The organism is Nocardia citri, assembly GCF_054065835.1.
Genome location: NZ_JBSUQM010000007.1, coordinates 153,164 through 170,979 on the forward strand (window position 1 = coordinate 153,164; position 17,816 = coordinate 170,979).

At 66.7% G+C, this 17,816-nt stretch carries 12 protein-coding genes; 10 read left to right on the top strand and 2 right to left on the bottom strand.

All coding sequences use genetic code 11. The annotated features are described in order from the left end of the window. Window positions 1-316: 316 nt before the first annotated feature. Window positions 317-1,438 carry a hypothetical protein gene (locus tag ACW2Q0_RS13390; protein ID WP_457189791.1) on the bottom strand — a complete coding sequence of 374 codons (1,122 nt, stop codon included), beginning with the start codon at window positions 1,436-1,438 and terminating at the stop codon, window positions 317-319. Between the two features lie 423 nt (window positions 1,439-1,861). On the opposite strand from ACW2Q0_RS13390, the gene smc reads away from it, so the two are divergent. Beyond that, complete coding sequence (smc, locus tag ACW2Q0_RS13395) at window positions 1,862-5,482, top strand: chromosome segregation protein SMC (RefSeq protein ID WP_457189793.1); 3,621 nt, start codon at window positions 1,862-1,864, stop codon at window positions 5,480-5,482. Window positions 5,483-5,606: 124 nt separating this feature from the next. Here smc and ACW2Q0_RS13400 read toward each other — a convergent pair whose 3' ends face one another. Continuing rightward, complete coding sequence (locus ACW2Q0_RS13400; protein WP_019048221.1) at window positions 5,607-5,996, bottom strand: DUF2237 family protein; 390 nt, start codon at window positions 5,994-5,996, stop codon at window positions 5,607-5,609. A gap of 110 nt (window positions 5,997-6,106) precedes the next feature. Between ACW2Q0_RS13400 and ftsY the strand changes: the two genes are divergently transcribed. From ftsY to rpsP, 9 genes are all read left to right on the top strand, one after another. Continuing rightward, window positions 6,107-7,660 carry a signal recognition particle-docking protein FtsY gene (gene ftsY / locus ACW2Q0_RS13405; RefSeq protein ID WP_457189795.1) on the top strand — a complete coding sequence of 518 codons (1,554 nt, stop codon included), beginning with the start codon at window positions 6,107-6,109 and terminating at the stop codon, window positions 7,658-7,660. Between the two features lie 236 nt (window positions 7,661-7,896). Next, window positions 7,897-9,276, top strand: a complete 1,380-nt coding sequence (locus ACW2Q0_RS13410) for an ammonium transporter (protein ID WP_457189797.1) — start codon at window positions 7,897-7,899, stop codon at window positions 9,274-9,276. 4 nt (window positions 9,277-9,280) lie between these two features. Beyond that, window positions 9,281-9,619, top strand: coding sequence for a P-II family nitrogen regulator (locus ACW2Q0_RS13415; RefSeq protein WP_457189799.1), 339 nt, complete (start codon window positions 9,281-9,283; stop codon window positions 9,617-9,619). A 152-nt stretch (window positions 9,620-9,771) separates the two neighbouring features. Continuing rightward, window positions 9,772-12,255 (top strand): [protein-PII] uridylyltransferase, encoded by a 2,484-nt coding sequence (locus tag ACW2Q0_RS13420; RefSeq protein WP_457189801.1) that lies wholly within the window; start codon window positions 9,772-9,774, stop codon window positions 12,253-12,255. Window positions 12,256-12,357: 102 nt separating this feature from the next. Continuing rightward, complete coding sequence (locus ACW2Q0_RS13425; RefSeq protein ID WP_457189803.1) at window positions 12,358-12,672, top strand: hypothetical protein; 315 nt, start codon at window positions 12,358-12,360, stop codon at window positions 12,670-12,672. A gap of 93 nt (window positions 12,673-12,765) precedes the next feature. Further along, complete coding sequence (gene ffh, locus ACW2Q0_RS13430) at window positions 12,766-14,319, top strand: signal recognition particle protein (RefSeq protein WP_457189805.1); 1,554 nt, start codon at window positions 12,766-12,768, stop codon at window positions 14,317-14,319. Between the two features lie 107 nt (window positions 14,320-14,426). Continuing rightward, complete coding sequence (locus ACW2Q0_RS13435; RefSeq protein WP_457189807.1) at window positions 14,427-15,515, top strand: metal-dependent hydrolase family protein; 1,089 nt, start codon at window positions 14,427-14,429, stop codon at window positions 15,513-15,515. A 139-nt stretch (window positions 15,516-15,654) separates the two neighbouring features. Beyond that, entirely contained in the window at window positions 15,655-16,638 is a 984-nt protein-coding gene (locus ACW2Q0_RS13440) for an LLM class F420-dependent oxidoreductase (RefSeq protein WP_457189809.1), read from the top strand. 705 nt (window positions 16,639-17,343) lie between these two features. Then, window positions 17,344-17,769: a 30S ribosomal protein S16 gene (gene rpsP, locus ACW2Q0_RS13445; protein ID WP_457189811.1), complete on the top strand. Its 426-nt coding sequence runs from the start codon at window positions 17,344-17,346 to the stop codon at window positions 17,767-17,769. Window positions 17,770-17,816 lie beyond the last annotated feature (47 nt).

The window sequence follows — 17,816 nt, forward strand, 5'->3', positions numbered from 1 at the left end:
CTGCGGCGCATTGCGGAAGGTAGCTCAGCACCGGTGAGTACCGGCGGATACCCGCGCCGCCGGGGGCGCGATAGGCCGTGATCCGGCCGGTAGGTCTGGCTGACAGCCCAGATGAACTCGGCCATGCGGTCAGCCGAGGACCTGCGGCGACATCCCGCCGAAGTCGACCTCCGATATCGGCGTGCCGTCTCGTTCGCGCGCTGAGCACTTTTCCGAGCGCCGCGAGACACAGCGCTTGTGTCTGCTCGCTCGAATGCCGCCACCGCGCTAGGTTCCGCCCTCACCTCAATGAGCTACGCGGTACCCGCTGGGCGAGCTATGACCTGCGGTGACGCCGACCGGATCGCTCATTTCGCCACTGCGCCTGCTGTTCTCGCCGGTTCGGCTGAGGCGAAAAGTCAGGGTGCGCGCCGGACAGCACGTGGCGGTGTGCGCCGGAGTTTTCGTCCCTCGACCAGCGGGTGCGGTAGTCCGATTGTTCGACTGGAATATCACCCGACCGCGGCGACCGCCGTGGATCTGCGGGGGCTGCGCGCCGGGCGCGAGTCGGTGTGCATGGTTCGTCGGGTGGCTGTTCGCGGTGCTGGGCCGGTGGTGGTTCCCAACGGTCGTTTGGAGGGTCGACTCGCCGACTGCTCATGCTGCCCGCACGAGTCTGCGACTGTGCCTCCCAATGCTCACTCGCTCTCCGACGGCTGTTCGACGACCGGTCGCGGCGTCGGGTCGGTGGTTCGTCGTCGCGGACGGCCGGGTTCCGACGATCTTGGCGGCCTCGACGGGAAGTGGGACGATCTTGGTCAGGTGGTTCGCGGTGGCTTGATCGGCTGGGGCGGGGCGGATTGCGTCGGGGCGCTTCGGGTTCGACCACCGGCAGCTCACGGGTGATGCGATGGGACGCGTCGCCGCGTTCGCGGAAGGCAGCGGGGATGCCTTGGTTGTGCAGCCAGGCGCCGAGGTCTTGGCGGTCCGGGTCGGGGACGGTGTCTTCGAGGAGGGCGAGCAGGTCGCCGCGGCCGCCGCCGAGGGCGGTGCGGATGGCGGGGAAGGTGGTGGCGCGGAAGGCCCAGTCCCACTCGTAGGCCGGATGGACACCGCTGGTGTCGTGGCCGTGGAAGACGAGATCGCCGGAGCGGGTGATGCGGGCTCGCACCGTTATGCCGTCGGATTCGATGAGGAAACCGCGGATATCGGTGCGGGCGCGGGTGGCGGCATGGTCGGCGGCCTTCACCTCGAACCAGGCGGTTGTCAGTCCGGTGAGCGCGAATCCGGCGGCGACGGCGACCAGCGCCCAGACATCGGACAGATCGCTTTTCCGACTGACCTCGCACGCATACAGAAACACCAGGCTGCCCACGACCAGCGTCGCGATGCGTGTGAGCCGCAGCGTCGTCGCATGCCGGACTGGACCGAGCACGACGCTGGTCTTGGCCGATGACATGCTGTGCACTCCCGAACTTACGGTCAGCTGGCGAATCAGACTGGATCGTATGCGCCCCGGCAGCCGGGCGATACCGCAAGCACAAACCGGTCAGTACGGCGGAGTTGGAGCGCCCGCCGACTCCAGGAAGACGCCATCCGTCGTGGTGACAGTGCGTGGGTCGCGCCGCTCCCTTTACTCGCCGAGGATCCGACTCGGCCGCGCTACTGCTGGATCCGCGGGGGGTTGCGAAACCAACGTCCGGACGGCAAATGTCGAGCACACCGAAATGCCGGACATCGCGCGCAGAGTCGATAACCTACGGAGGTGGCCGAGCGGTGTCCGCCCGCTTACGGGGTAACCCGTGCTCGGCGGATACCATGACTGGTCGACCAATGGGGACGGCGAATTGTCCGACCACCGCGCAGGGAAGGGTCGTCGAATTTGCACCTGAAGAGTCTGACGTTGAAGGGTTTCAAATCCTTCGCGTCCGCGACGACCTTGCGTTTCGAGCCGGGCATCACCTGTGTGGTCGGCCCGAACGGCTCGGGCAAGTCCAATGTCGTCGACGCGCTCACCTGGGTGATGGGCGAACAGGGTGCCAAGGCGTTGCGCGGCGGAAAGATGCAGGACGTTATCTTCGCAGGTACCTCCGGCCGTGCGCCGCTGGGACGCGCCGAGGTCACGCTGACCATCGACAACTCCGACGGAGCGCTGCCGATCGACTACGCCGAGGTCTCCATTACCCGGCGCATGTTCCGCGACGGCGCGGGTGAATACGAGATCAACGGCAGCTCGTGCCGCCTGATGGATGTGCAGGAACTGCTCAGCGACTCCGGCATCGGCCGGGAAATGCACGTCATCGTCGGACAGGGCCAACTCTCGGCCATTCTGGAATCGCGCCCCGAGGATCGCCGTGCCTTCGTCGAAGAGGCGGCCGGTGTGCTCAAACACCGCAAGCGCAAGGAAAAGGCGGTCCGCAAACTGGAGGCGATGCAGGCCAACCTCGCCCGCCTGACCGACCTCACCACTGAACTGCGCCGCCAACTCAAACCGCTCGGCAGACAGGCGGAGGTGGCCCGCCGCGCCCAGACCGTACAGGCCGACCTGCGCGACGCCCGCCTGCGCCTGGCCGCCGACGACCTGGTCACCCGCCGTAACGAGCTGGAAAGTCAGCAGAGCAAAGAGGCGTACGCGCGCGAACAGCAGCTCACGGTCCAGACCGAACTCGATGCCGCGCATGCCGCACTGGCACAGCAGGAGTTCCAGCTGTCCCGGCTGACCCCCAGCGCCGAGGCCGCCGCGCAGATCTGGTTCCAGTTGTCGGCGCTGGCCGAGCGGGTCAATGCCACGATTCGAATCGCGGGCGACCGAGCCCGCAACCTGCACACCGAACTGCCCGTCGGCAGCGGACGGGATCCGGAGCAGCTCGAGGCCGAGGCCGAACGAGTGGAGGCCGAGGAGGCCGAACTGCGTGAGTCGGTCGAAATCGCGGCCGAAACCTTGGAGGCCGCGCGTGAGGCACTCGCCGAACGTGAGCAGGCCGCGAAGGCGGCCGAGCAGGCGCATCTGGCCGCGGTGCGTGCCATCGCCGACCGTCGTGAGGGGTTGGCGCGGCTGTCCGGTCAGGTCGAAACCCTGCGCACCCGATCACAGTCGGTCGACGCCGAGATCACCCGGCTCACGGTCGCGATCGGCGAGGCCCGCCGGCGCGGCGCGGCGGCCCAGGCCGAATTCGATGCGGGCCAGGGCGAACTGGGTGAACTCGAGGCCGGTGAGGCCGGTCTGGACGCCCAGCACGAGCATGCGGTGCAGGCGCTCGAACTGGCCGATCAGCGCGTTACCGAACTGCGGGAACAGGATCGCGACGCTGGTAAGCGGGTCGCGTCGCTGAGCGCCCGCATCGAAGCATTGGGTATGGGTTTGGCGCGCAAGGACGGCGCGGCCTGGCTGGTCGAGAATCGCGCACAGGGTCTACTCGGGCCGCTCTCGGGACTGATCCGGGTGCAGGGTGGTTTCGAGGCCGCGGTCGCCGCGACGCTGGGCCCGCTCGCCGACGCGGTTGCGGCCGATACCGGAGATTCGGCGCACGCGGCTGTGCGCGCTTTGAAGCAGGCCGATGGCGGTCGCGCCGCACTCGTCTTCGACGCCGCTGCTGCGCCGATCGCGTCCAACGGTGGGCTGCCCGGCGGTGCACGCTGGCTGGCCGACGTGGTCGACGGACCGGACAGCATGCGCGGCGCCATTACCGCGCTGACCGCCGGTGTCGCCGTGGTCGACGATCTCGCCGCCGCCACCGAACTGGTCCGGGCCCGGCCGGAACTGCGCGTGGTCACCCGCGACGGCGATATCACCGGAACCGGTTGGGTACTCGGCGGATCCGATCGCGCACCGAGCCAGCTGGAAATCCAGGCCGATATCGACACCGCCGAGGCCGAACTGGTCGCCGCGAAACGCCGTGCCGAAGAACTGGAGGCGGCTCTTTCCGGTGCCTTGGCCGAACAAGCGGACCGCAAGGACGCCGTCGATCAGGCTCTGCTCGCACTGCACGAATCCGATCAGGCGCTGGTTGTGATCTACGACCGACTCGGCAGGCTCGGCGAGGTGGCGCGCACGGCCCAATCCGATATCGATCGGCTCACCGGCCAGCGCGCGGAAACCGAGTCCAGTCGCGAAGAGGCGCTGACAGCGCTGGCTGATCTCGAAGAACGGTTGCGCCGCACCGAACTCGAATCCGAGGTCGACGACGACGGCCTGGGCGCGGCGGGCACCGAATCCGCCGGCCGCGACCGCGAGGAAGCCGCCGCGGCATTGGCCGAGGCGCGGTCCATGGAGGTCGAGGCGCGCTTGGCCGTGCGCACCTCCGAGGAACGCGCGGAATCGGTGCGCGGCAAAGCGGATTCGCTGCGCCGGGCCGCACGCGCCGAACGTGAGACCAGAGCGCGCGCCGAACGTGCACAGGCCGCGCGCAGGCAGGCCGCCGAAGTCGCTGCCGCCGTCGCCGAATCCGGTGCCAAGGTCGCCGCCGAACTGGAATCGGTTGTGGCGCAAGCGGGTGCGCGCCGTGACGAACTGGTGCGCCGTCGCACCGAATGCGCCGGTCAGGTCGACCAGATCAAGGAGCGGGTCCGCGCGCTGAGCACCCAGCTGGCCCAACTCACCGATGCCGTGCACCGCGACGAGGTCGCCAAAGCACAAGCGGCACTGCGCATCGAGCAGATCGAGGCGACCATCGCCGAACAGTTCGGCATCGCACTGGCCGATCTGATCGCCGAATACGGTCCCGATGTGTCGCTGCCGCCATCGGATCTGGAGTGGCAGGAGTACGAGCAGGCCAAGGAGCGCGGTGAACAGGTGACCGCACCCGCGCCGATGCCGTTCGACCGCACGTCTCAGGAGCGCCGCGCCAAGCGCGCCGAGAAGGATCTCGCGACCCTCGGCAAGGTGAATCCGCTTGCGCTTGAAGAGTTCGCGGCGCTCGAGGAGCGCTACAACTTCCTCGCCACCCAGCTCGAGGACGTCAAGAGCGCGCGCAAGGATCTGCTGGACGTGGTGGCCGATGTGGACGCGCGCATCCTGCAGGTGTTCACCGAGGCCTACGAGGATGTCGAGCGCGAGTTCGTCGGCGTCTTCGCGAAGCTGTTCCCGGGCGGCGAGGGCAGGCTGGTGCTCACCGACCCGTCCGACATGCTGACCACCGGTATCGAAGTGGAGGCGCGCCCGCCGGGCAAGAAGGTCAAGCGACTGTCGCTGTTGTCCGGCGGCGAGAAATCGCTGACCGCGGTTGCCCTGCTGGTGGCCATCTTCCGCGCCCGCCCCTCGCCGTTCTATGTGATGGACGAGGTCGAGGCCGCACTGGACGACACCAATCTACGTCGCCTCATCGGCCTGTTCGAGCAACTGCGCGAGAAAAGTCAGCTGATCGTCATCACCCATCAGAAGCCGACCATGGAGATCGCCGACGCCCTCTACGGCGTCAGCATGCGCGGCGACGGCATCACCCAGGTGATCAGTCAACGACTGCGTGGCGAGACACTGACCCCGGTCAGTGCCGCCGCCAGCTGAACGTCAGGCCGTTTACGGCGACATCGCTGCGCACTCATCCCGCTACGGAAGTAGTTTTGGATCCGCCCGGCGACCGTCTGCCCGGGACGGAAAACTGGGCATCGACGGTCGGCAAGGCGCGGGGCTAGAGCAAATCGCTGACGTCGTCCGGCACGTCGACGGCATATTTGCGCAAGATGTCCATCGAGATCACTTCCAGGGCGTTTTCATGGGTGGCCGCCAGTACCACTGGCGCGGCGACACCGTCCTCATGGGCGTGCAACCAGCGCACGGCCACCACACACCACCGGTCGCCCGGCTGCAGACCCGGGAAGTTGTTCTCCGGGCGCGGCGTGCTCAGATCGTTGCCGATGGACGCCTGGTGTTCGAGAAATTCAGCCGTGACGACGGTGCACACGGTATGGCTACCCAGATCCTCCGGCCCGGTACTGCAGCAGCCGTCCCGGTAGAAGCCGGTGAGAGGATCGGTGCCGCACTCTTCCAGCGGCCCCCCAAGCACGTTTCGATCGGTCACGTCGCCGATACTATTGTCCCATCGCGAGAAGTTCCGCAGGACAAGAAATCTCGGGGGTTGTGTGTCGGGTTCAGGACGCTGTGGTAGGGGGAGGACCTGGTTCTGCAAGGATGGTCGGCGTGAGTTCCGAAGCCTGGATCCTGATTGCCGTTGTCGCCGCCCTGCTGGTGGTGGCGTTCGTCGCCGGGTTCGTCCTGTACAAGCGCCGTCGCGTCACGCTGACGCCACCCACCGCCGAGAAAGAACTGACCGACCGGTCGGGCGGTTACGCGGCCTCCGGTGGCTTCAATTTCAGTCAGGGCGGCACGGCCACTGCGACACGCCCGGAGCCCGCGCCGATCGAGCGAACCGATACCGAGGGGCAGCCTCATATCGGCGACGACGCGGCGATTCCGCGTGACGCGCCGAAGCGTGGCATTACCAATGTGCCGCTGCCCGAGGGTGATGTCGAAACCACGCAGGCCCCGTCGGCCGAAACCGATGGCGCGGTCACCTCGGCCGAATCCGCAACGGCCACCGCCGATTCGGCTACCACTGTCGAATCCGACGAGGCAACCGCCCCGCCCACGAGCGCCGATACCAGCGCACCGTCGGACACTGCTGCCCCCGCAACCGCGGCCCCGACCGACACCACCCCGCACGCAGCCGCCGCACCGGCGGCAACCCCGGACGACACCTCGGTGGAGGCCGCCCCCGAACCCACCGCCGCTGACGCGGCGACCACTCCCGCCCTCGATTACATCGAGCCCACCGCGGGCCGCCTGGTCCGTCTGCGCGGCCGCCTGTCCCGCTCCCAGAACGCCGTCGGCAAGAGCCTGCTCGGCCTGCTCGGCGGCGGCGACCTGGACGACGACTCCTGGGAAGAGGTCGAGGACACGCTGGTCCTGGCCGATCTCGGCACCGCGAGCACCGCCGCGGTGGTGGAGCGGCTGCGCGAGGAGATGGCCGTGCGCAGCGTCCGCAACACCGAACAGGCCCGCGCCGTGCTGCGCGAGGTGTTGGTCGAGGCGCTACGTCCCGAACTCGACCGCTCGGTGCGCGCGCTCCCGCACGACGATCATCCGTCGATTCTGCTGGTCGTCGGTGTCAATGGCACCGGAAAGACCACCACGACCGGCAAGCTCGCCCGGGTACTCGTCGCAGATGGACGCCGGGTCCTGCTCGGCGCTGCCGATACCTTCCGCGCCGCCGCCGCCGATCAGCTACAAACCTGGGGTGAGCGGGTCGGCGCGGATACGGTTCGCGGCCGGGAGGGCGCGGATCCGGCGGCCGTCGCCTTCGACGCGGTCAGCGCCGGTATCGAGGGCGGCGTCGATGTCGTAATGATCGATACCGCGGGCCGACTGCACACCAAAACCGGTCTGATGGACGAGCTCGGCAAGGTCAAGCGCGTCGTAGAGAAGAAGGCCGCGGTCGACGAGGTCCTGCTGGTCCTGGACGCCACCGTCGGACAGAACGGTCTCATCCAGGCGCGCGTGTTCGCGGAAGTGGTCGATATCACCGGCGTCGTACTCACCAAACTGGATGGAACGGCCAAGGGTGGCATCGTCTTCCAAGTGCAGCACGAACTCGGTGTTCCGGTGAAACTGGTCGGCCTCGGAGAAGGGGCCGACGACCTGGCTCCCTTCGAACCCGGCGCCTTCGTGGACGCGCTGCTCGGCTAGGCTCCGCGACCTCGAACCCCTCTCCTCGAAAAACAGCTGTCGGTTTGCTCCGACATCCATCGCACTCCTGCGATGAAACGTCTGTGTACGCCAGGAAACGTGGTAGCAACACAACTGCCCTACGCGTTCACTTAGGTGAAACACGGCATCATCACGGATGAAACACCGAATGAGGACCCTTCTGTGAAGGTCCAATTGCCGGAGTCGGCTGGGCCCGAGATGAGGAGGACATTAAGGTGGCTTTTCCCCTTACCGGTGCACCGGACACCGGTGACACCGCCTGGATGCTGGCCAGTTCAGCGCTCGTGTTGTTGATGACGCCCGGCCTGGCGTTTTTCTACGGCGGCATGGTCCGCTCCAAGAACGTGCTCAACATGATCATGATGAGCATCAGTGCCATGGGTCTGGTCGGCGTGCTGTGGTCGCTATACGGATACTCGACAGCGTTCGGCGACAACAAGTTCGGCGTGATCGGTGATCCGGCGCAGTTCTTCGGTCTCAAGGGTCTGATCGGCGGCAATTCGGTTGCCGAGGTCAAGGATGCCGCGGGCACCGTCACCACCCAGGCCGTCAACATTCCGCTCGCGGGCACCATTCCGGCGACGGTATTCGTCGCGTTCCAGTTGATGTTCGCGATCATCACGGTTGCCCTCATCTCGGGTGCGGTCGCCGACCGCCTGAAGTTCGGTCCCTGGCTGCTGTTCGCCGGTATCTGGGCGACAGTTGTCTACTTCCCGGTCGCGCACTGGGTCTTCGACTTCGACGTCAAGGATGCCGACGGCAATGTCGTGCACGAGGGCGGCTGGGTCGCGAACAAACTGCTCGCGGTCGACTTCGCGGGTGGTACCGCGGTCCATATCAATGCCGGTGCGGCGGGCCTGGCCCTGGTGCTCGTCCTCGGTAAGCGCAAGGGCTGGCCGAGCACCCCGTTCCGTCCGCACAACCTGCCGTTCGTCATGCTCGGCGCCGGTCTGCTGTGGTTCGGCTGGTTCGGTTTCAACGCCGGTTCCGCGGTGTCCTCCGGTGGTCTGGCCGGTTCGACCTTCATCACCACCACCCTCGCGACCTGTGCGGCGATGCTGGCCTGGCTGCTGGTGGAGAAATTCCGCGACGGTAAGCCCACCTCGCTGGGTGCCGCCTCGGGTGTGGTGGCCGGTCTGGTCGCGATCACGCCGTCCTGTTCCTCGGTGAACGTGGTCGGCGCGCTGGCGATCGGCTTCGTGGCCGGTGCGATCTGTGCGCTGGCGGTCGGCCTCAAGTTCAAGTTCGGCTTCGACGACTCGCTCGATGTGGTCGGAGTACACCTCGTCGGCGGCATCATCGGCACCCTGATGGTCGGCCTGGTCGCCGCGCCGGAGGCGGGCGCGGGCAAGACCGGCCTGTTCTACGGTGGCGGATTCGATCAGCTGTGGCGTCAGGCCGTCGGTGCCGGTGCGGTACTTGCGTTCTCGTTCATCGCGAGCTTGATCATTGCCTATATCGTGAAGTTCACCATTGGGCTGCGCGCCAGCGAGGAAGCCGAGTCGGTGGGCATGGATGAGTCCGAGCACGCTGAAACGGCATACGATTTCGCTGCTGTGGGTGGCACGGCACGTACCGCCGTCAAGGAGGCATGACGACATGAAACTGATCACCGCAATCGTCAAACCGTTCACTCTGGAGGACGTCAAGTCCGGGCTGGAGCAGGCGGGTGTGTTGGGCATGACCGTCAGCGAGGTACAGGGCTACGGCCGCCAGAAGGGACACACCGAGGTCTACCGCGGTGCCGAGTACTCGGTGGATTTCGTGCCGAAGGTTCGGGTCGAGGTGGTCGTGGACGATGCCTCGGTCGACAAGGTCGTCGAGGTGATCGTCGAGGCCTCCCGCACCGGCAAGATCGGTGACGGCAAGGTCTGGGTGACCCCGGTGGATGCGATCATCCGAGTGCGGACGGGCGAACGCGGTACCGACGCTCTGTAACCGCGACGCGAGCGACGGACCCGGAGGCGGTAGCGCAGCGTGGCCACGTAGGGGCCCGGGAGCGTCGCAATCCAACTCGAGGTAAATCGAAATCGAGCGACGGCCCCGCTCCCACCGGATCACCCGGTCGGGGTGGGGCCGTACGCATTTGGATGGACGGTGGTTTGGTGGGTAGTCACGAGCAAGACGGCAGACAGTTGACCGAGGATGTCGGTACGAACGTCTCCAACGGCGCGGCCGATCTGGTCCGGACACGCAATCAATTGCTCGAGGGCGGACTGCCCCGTAGTCCGCGGCTGGACGCGGAATCTCTACGTTCGGCGCTGGTCGATCTGTTCGACCTGTGGCTGACCACCAAGGGCACCGATTTGGGCATCGGTAGCGACAGCGGTCTGGCGATTGTCGCTGTCGGCGGACTCGGGCGCAAGGAAATGCTGCCGTTTTCCGATCTCGATCTGGTGTTGCTGCACGATGATGTCGATCCAGCGCGGGTGGCCGAGGTGGCCGATAAGCTCTGGTATCCGCTGTGGGACGCGCATATCAAGCTCGACCACAGCGTGCGCACCGTGCCGCAGGCATTGCGCGTGGCCTCCGATGATCTCATCGCGGCCCTCGGCATGCTCGAGGCCAGGCATATCGTCGGCGATATCGAGCTGAGCAATCTGCTGATCGGCGGCGTGCGCCGAGAGTGGCGGACCGGCATCCGTTCGCGCTTCGACGAATTGATCGAACAGGCCGAAACCCGATGGCAGCGCAGCGGTGCGATCGCCCATCGCGCCGAACCCGATCTGAAGAACGGGCGCGGCGGATTGCGCGATATCCAACTGCTCGACGCGCTGGCCATCGCCCAGCTGACCGATGCGATGCCGGGCCTCGGACCGGAGGTGCCGGGCGGCGGTCTGAAGCAGGCGCGGCGGCGTTTGCTGGACGTTCGCACAGAGCTGCATCGGGTGGCCGGCCGGGCGCGCGATCAGCTGCGCGCCCAGGATGCCGACGAGATCGGCGCGGCGCTGCGCATCGGTGACCGTTTCGATCTGGCTCGCACACTGAGTGATTCGGCGCGGACGGTGAGTTATTCCGTCGATGTCGGTCTGCGCACCGCCGCCAATGCGCTACCGCGTCGTGGGCTCGCGCGACTGCGACGCATGCCGGTACGTCGACCACTTGACGAGGGGGTGGTCGAACACGCGGGGGAAGTCGTGTTGGCGCGGGATGCGCGGCCGCAACGTGATCCCGGACTGATCCTGCGGGTGGCCGCGGCATCGGCGCGGACCGGGCTGCCGATGTCCGCGACCACGCTCAACCGACTTTCCGAGGATGCGCCGGAGCTGCGCGAACCCTGGCCCAAGGACGCGCTCAACGACCTGTTGATCCTGCTCGGAGCGGGGCGCGGCACCATCGATGCGGTTGAGGCACTGGACCGAACGGGCCTGTGGGGCAGGCTGCTTCCGGAGTGGGGTGCGGTGCGCGACCTACCGCCGCGCGATGCGCTGCACACCTGGACCGTGGACCGGCACCTGATGGAGACCGTCGCCTACGCGAGCGCGTCGAGCACCCGCGTCGCCCGTCCCGACCTGCTGATGCTCGGCGCGCTGCTGCACGATATCGGCAAGGGCCGGGTCGGTGACCACAGCATTGTCGGCGCGGAACTGGCCACCCACATCGGACGGCGGCTGGGCCTGTGGCCATCGGATGTGCGGACGCTCAGCGCCATGGTGCGCCACCATCTGTTATTGCCCGATACGGCGACTCGGCGTGATTTGGCCGATCCCGACACCGTGCAATTCGTCGTCGACACCCTCGGCGGTGACGTGCAACTGCTCGAACTGCTGCACACCTTGGCCGAGGCCGATTCGCTGGCCACCGGCCCCGGTGTCTGGGGCGATTGGAAGGCCTCGCTGATCGGGGAACTCGTGCGCCGCTGCCGCCTGGTCATGGCGGGGGATCAGCTGCCGGAGCCGGCGCCGATCGCACCGGAACTGCTGGCCAAGGCCGCGGCGGGCAGTGTGCACGTCGATCTGCGGCCCGGTGAGGGCAAGCACACCTACACGGTCACCGTGATCGCACCGGATACGCCGGGGCTGCTCTCGGATGCCGCCGGGGTGTTGGCGCTGCATTCGCTGCGAGTGCTCTCGGCGACCGTGGGCAGCGAAGGCGCCTCGGCCGTCAATACGTTCGTGGTCTCCCCGAAGTTCGGCGATCCGCCGGACGGTGGACTGCTGCGGCAGGAGCTGATCCGGGCGACCGCTGGCGATCTGGACCTGTCCGCGCAACTGGCGAAGCGGGAGCGCGAGGCCACCGGCGCGGGCCCGAGCCCATACGCGCAGGCGCAGCCCCGGGCGATCTGGTCGGCGACCTCGACCCCAGGACAGGTGGTCCTGGAATTGCGCGCCGAGGACCGGATCGGGCTGCTCAGCCGTTTAGCCGCGGCGTTTGCCGAATGCGGCGCGGATGTGCGCTGGGCGAAGGTGGTGACCATGGGTTCGGCAGTGGTCGACGCCTTCAGCCTCGACCTCGGCGTCGACAGTCCGGAGCGTCGGGAAACCATCGAAAAGGCCGTTATGGGGGTGGTTCCGCGGCCGGCCCCGAAGCCTCCGGAGGGAGTCGGGCCGCCGGGCACCAACTCGATCTCCTGATGATTTACATTTGCGCATGATTTGCTGAAAGAGTAGGCAGCGCGCCCGTCGGACCCTAATATCAGAGCGTCTGGCTATCGCGAGCATGAGGGGAGCAACTCGGTGGCAATTGAAGTCGTTTCGGCGTCGATGATGACAAGTGACGAGACCACGCATATGGCGCGTTGCGTCGGTGGTGATCGGTGGGTGGTTTCCTGGCTGCCCGGCCGGACACTGTCCGGTCAGCAGGCTGTGACCGCTATGACGATTGCCACCACCGTGGCCACCCACGATGTGCCCACAGGTGCGGAATGGGCCATGCTGGACGACCTGGCCCTCGAGCTCGGCCTCACCGGTCGGGAGGCGGTTTTCATGGTTGCTCAGGAAAACCACGACTACCGCAAAACCGCCAAACCGCGTCGCCGGACGTTGGAATAACGCCGGGAAGCGAGCACCGCTTGCGCGCACATGTGGGCAGTCGCATTACTCTGGGATACCAAGTGACGTCCCACGAGATCAGGAGCGCGATCGGTGTTCGAATCCCTGTCCGACCGGCTTACCGGTGCCCTCAAGGATCTTCGCGGTAAGGGGCGTCTGTCTCCGGCCGACATCGACGCCACCTGTCGCGAGATCCGCCTGGCCCTGCTCGAGGCCGACGTCGCGCTGCCCGTGGTGCGCGGTTTCATCGCGAAGATCAAGGAGCGGGCCAAGGGGGCGGAGGTCTCCGCCGCGCTCAATCCGGCCCAGCAGGTCGTCAAGATCGTCAATGAGGAACTCGTCGGCATCCTCGGCGGCGAAACCCGCAGGCTGATCCTCGCCAAGAACCCACCGACCGTCATCATGCTCGCCGGTCTGCAGGGTTCCGGTAAGACGACCCTGGCGGGCAAGCTCGCGAAATGGCTGAAGGGTCAGGGCCACCAGCCCCTCCTGGTGGCCTGTGACCTGCAGCGCCCCGGTGCGGTGACCCAGCTCCAGGTAGTCGGTGAACGAGCGGGCGCGCCCGTCTTCGCGCCGCATCCCGGCACCTCCATCGGCGGCGGCGAGAATCCGCTCGGCATCTCGGCGGCCGATCCGGTCACGGTGGCCGAGGCCGGTGTCGCGGAGGCGCGCAGCAAGCAATACGACGTGGTCATCGTCGATACCGCCGGTCGCCTCGGTATCGACGCCGAGCTGATGGCGCAGGCCGCCGGGATCCGCGACGCGGTCAAGCCCGACGAGACGCTGTTCGTGCTCGACGCGATGATCGGTCAGGACGCGGTCAATACCGCTGAGGCCTTCCGTGACGGCGTCGGCTTCACCGGTGTCGTGCTCACCAAGCTCGACGGTGACGCCCGCGGTGGTGCCGCGCTGTCGGTCCGCAATGTGACCGGCGCGCCGATCATGTTCGCCTCCACCGGTGAGAAGCTCGAGGACTTCGACGTCTTCCATCCGGACCGGATGGCCTCGCGCATCCTCGGCATGGGTGACGTGCTCAGCCTCATCGAGCAGGCCGAACAGGTCTACGACCAGCAGCAGGCCGAGGAAGCCGCCCGCAAGATCGGCAGCGGCGAGATGACGCTCGAGGACTTCCTCGATCAGATGCTCGCCATCCGCAAAATGGGCCCCATCGGCAACCTGCTCGGCATGCTCCCCGGCGCGGGGCAGATGAAAGATGTGCTCGCCCAGGTCGACGATAAACAGCTCGACCGGGTGCAGGCGATCATTCGCGGCATGACCCCGGCCGAACGCGCTAATCCGAAGATTATCAACGCCTCTCGCCGCCTGCGCATCGCCAACGGCTCCGGCGTGCAGGTCTCCGAGGTCAACCAGCTCGTCGACCGTTTCTTCGAGGCCAAGAAGATGATGGCCATGATGGGCCGCCAGATGGGCCTGCCCGGCTCGCGTCGCGGCAATACGAAGAAGGGCAAGAAGGGCAAGAAGGGTGGGCGCGGGCCCACGCCGCCGAAGATGCGCGGTGGGTTCCCGGGAATGCCGGGTATGCCCGCGGGGATGCCGGATCTGTCCGGGATGCCCGCCGGGTTGGACCAGCTGCCGCCTGGGCTCGAGGGGTTCGACCTGTCCAAGCTGAACTTTCCGAAGAAATAGGGCGCTTCGGTCGCGCTTCGGTGCAGAGCTCACGCTAGCGGTCGAGGTGACCGTCACGCGGCATCGGCACTAGGTTGGACAGCGCCGACGACGTCGAGGAGGTTACTGTGCATCTGCGGGGTGTGGTGCTGCCTGAGGGCGAGGTGCGTGACCTGTGGGTGCGGGATGGGCTGGTGTCGTTCGAGCCCGTCGCGGGGGCCGAAACTCTGTGTGGCACAGGGTGGATCGTGCCCGGGCTCGTCGATGCGCACTGCCACGTCGGGATCCGGTACGGCGGGGGACATGAGGATCGGGACGGGGCGATCGCGCAGGCCGAGACCGAGCGGGATGCGGGTGCGCTGCTGCTGCGCGATGCGGGTTCACCGATCGATACGCGCTTCATCGATGAGCACGAGGAACTGCCGCGGATCATCCGCGCCGGCCGCCATATCGCTCGACCACGGCGGTACATCCGCGAGCTCGGCATCGAACTCGACGATGAGCGCGATCTGCCGGAGATCGTCGCGGAACAGGCTCGGTTGGGCGATGGCTGGGTGAAGATCGTCGGGGACTGGATCGACCGGTCCGTCGGCGATCTGCGACCGCTGTGGAGCGATACGATCCTGAAAGAGGCGATCGATGCCGCGCACGCCAACGGCGCGCGGGTAACGGCGCACGTCTTCGGCGAGGATGCTCTGCCCGGCCTGATCAACGCGGGCATCGACTGTCTCGAGCACGGCACCGGCCTGACCGACGAGACCATCGAGCTGATGGTCGAACACGGCACCGTGCTGGTCCCGACACTGATCAACATCGATACCTTCCCCGGAATCGCGGACGGCGCAGGCAAGTTCCCCATCTACGCCGCACATATGCGCGATCTGCACGCGCGCGTGCGCCGCACCGTCGCCGATGCGCACGATGCGGGCGTCCCGATCTTCGCGGGCACCGACGCGGGCGGATCCATCCGCCACGGCCGCATTGCCGACGAAATCGCCGCCCTGTCTGGTGCGGGCCTGTCGAAACACGACGCACTCGGTGCCGCTTCCTGGAATGCTCGCACCTGGCTCGGCCGACCGGGCATCGAACCCGGTACGCCCGCGGATTTCGTTGTCTACCAGGAAGACCCGCGCACCAACCCCGCCGCTCTCACCGAGCCCCAGTACGTGATCCTGCGCGGCCGTCTGGTCAAAAGCCCGGTCACCGGCCACCGCTGACCGACCGCATGGCGCGGAGGTAGCGCGCACAGGTTGTAGCTTGTGCGAGATTGTCCGTCGGTATACGACACCCTCCGAGGTCACGGGGTTGATGTGAGCAAGATCGGCAAGGTGGGGGTGGCGCGCGTAGGGTCGGGCTATGACCATTCGCCTCGGTTATCAGATGCCCAACTTCAGTTATGGCCAGCCCGTCAGCGAACTCTTTCCGACCGTGGTCGCCCAGGCCAGGGAGGCCGAAGCCGCTGGCTTCGACACGGTCTTCGTCATGGATCACTTCTACCAGCTACCCGGACTCGGCCAGCCGAGTGAGCCGATGCTGGAGGCGTATAGCACATTGTCCGGAATCGCCGCATCTACCGAACGAATTCAGTTGTCGGCGTTGGTAACCGGCAACACCTATCGCAATCCGGCACTGCTCGCCAAGACCGTCACCACCATGGATCTGGTGAGCGGCGGACGGGCCGTCCTCGGCATCGGCGCCGGCTGGTTCGAGCTCGAACATCAGTCCTACGGCTTCGAATTCGGCACCTTCACCGAACGGTTCCAGCGGCTCGATGAGGCGCTGCGGATCATTACGCCGATGCTGCGCGGGGAACACTCGACCTTCGCCGGCAAGTGGTACCACACCGAGAACGCCATGAACGAGCCGCGGCTGCGCAATGACCTGCCGATCCTGCTCGGTGGCGGCGGCGAGAAGAAGACCTTCGCGTTGGCGGCCCGCTTCGCCGACCACCTCAATATCATCTGCAATGCCTCTGAACTGCCCCGTAAGATCGAGGCGCTGCACCAGCGCTGTGCCGAAATCGGTCGCGACCCGGACACTTTGGAGGTCAGCTTCCTCTGTTTCCTGATGATCGATGAGGACGGCGACCGCGCCCGTAAACAACAGCAGGACCTGCTGCGCGGTATCGGTGTCGACCTGTCCACACTCTCGGAGGACGAGCGCAAACAGACCATCGCCGACCGTCAATTCGTCGGCTCCCCAGCCGATGTCGCCGAACAGTTGCAGACCAGGGTCCTCGATCAAGGTGTGCAGGGCCTCATCGTCAATATGGTGACGAACGGCCATGAGCCGGGTGCCGTGGATCTCGCCGGGCGCACCCTGGCCCCGCTGGTCCGCTGAGCTGGTTGCCCTGAGCGCCCATTTCCTGGCCGAATCCGGGGGATCCCGCGAATCGTGCTCATGAATGGGCGCTCACGCTCAGCAATACTCAGGTTGGAGTTGCCCGAGGACAAGCCAGCACGGTTCTGGGGTTGCCGGCTCGGTGAGAGTGGATGCCGTCAGCAGGTATATGTTGCGGCGGGCGAGACGGTCGTGGCTCCCGGACCTGTTCCGGTCACCGTCACAACGGCGGATCTGCGCTAGGGAGTACTTGGTCGAGCACCGATAGTTCCGTTTCGGGGTCGTGCTGCTGCGCTATCGAACTGCGTGATAGTCAGCTGAGCAGGTTCGCGATCCCGCTGATCACGCCGCGAATACCGCCGGCAGTGGCGTGCGCGAGGTCGGGCGCCTGCAATTCCATCGCCGCGTCACCGCCGATTTCGGTGCCCCCTCGGCGACCTCGCCCCGCCTGCGTCGACGGCGCCTCCAGAAGATCCCCATGTCGTGATCAACCGAGCCGGGCCGTCGATCGTTTCCGGACGACGCGATTTCAGGGGCAGGGGGCCGGTCTGGCACAATGGACCATCGTCCTTCCTGGACAAGTGTCAGCCCGTCTCCGGTTCCGTACCGCGCGGCGGTCACACACGCCAAGCGCAAAACCGGGCTCGCAGACCGTGCGGGTCGCTGAATTGCGCCGTGACCAACCACTGAAAGGCAGATCAGCACATGGCTGTTCGCATCAAGCTCACCCGTCTCGGCAAGATCCGTAACCCGCAGTACCGCGTGGTCATCGCGGACGCCCGCACCCGTCGTGACGGCCGCGCCATCGAGAGCGTCGGCAAGTACCACCCGAAGGAAGAGCCGTCGCTGATCGAGATCGACTCCGAGCGCGTGCAGTACTGGCTGGGTGTCGGCGCGCAGCCGACCGAGGCCGTGCAGCGGCTGCTGGAGATCACCGGCGACTGGCAGAAGTTCAAGGGCCTGCCGGGCGCCGAGGGCACCCTGAAGGTGAAGCCCGCGAAGCCGTCCAAGCTGGACCTGTTCAACGCCGCGCTGGCCGCCGCCGATAACGAGCCGATCGCCGAGGCCGTCACCCCCAAGAAGAAGGCCGCCAAGAAGGACGAGGCCGCTGAGACCGAGGCTGCCGAGTAACCGTGAGCGAGCGTAGCGAGCGAACCACGGGCACAGCCGAGCCTGGC

What these genes read in the sequence shown, in the direction of transcription:
- ftsY (WP_457189795.1), top strand. Translation starts at nt 6,107, where the DNA reads ATGGTCGGCGTGAGTTCCGAAGCCTGGATCCTGATTGCCGTTGTCGCC.
- ACW2Q0_RS13420 (WP_457189801.1), top strand. Translation starts at nt 9,772, where the DNA reads ATGGACGGTGGTTTGGTGGGTAGTCACGAGCAAGACGGCAGACAGTTG.
- ACW2Q0_RS13415 (WP_457189799.1), top strand. Translation starts at nt 9,281, where the DNA reads ATGAAACTGATCACCGCAATCGTCAAACCGTTCACTCTGGAGGACGTC.
- rpsP (WP_457189811.1), top strand. Translation starts at nt 17,344, where the DNA reads ATGGCTGTTCGCATCAAGCTCACCCGTCTCGGCAAGATCCGTAACCCG.
- ACW2Q0_RS13390 (WP_457189791.1), bottom strand. Translation starts at nt 1,438, where the DNA reads ATGTCATCGGCCAAGACCAGCGTCGTGCTCGGTCCAGTCCGGCATGCG.
- ACW2Q0_RS13440 (WP_457189809.1), top strand. Translation starts at nt 15,655, where the DNA reads ATGACCATTCGCCTCGGTTATCAGATGCCCAACTTCAGTTATGGCCAG.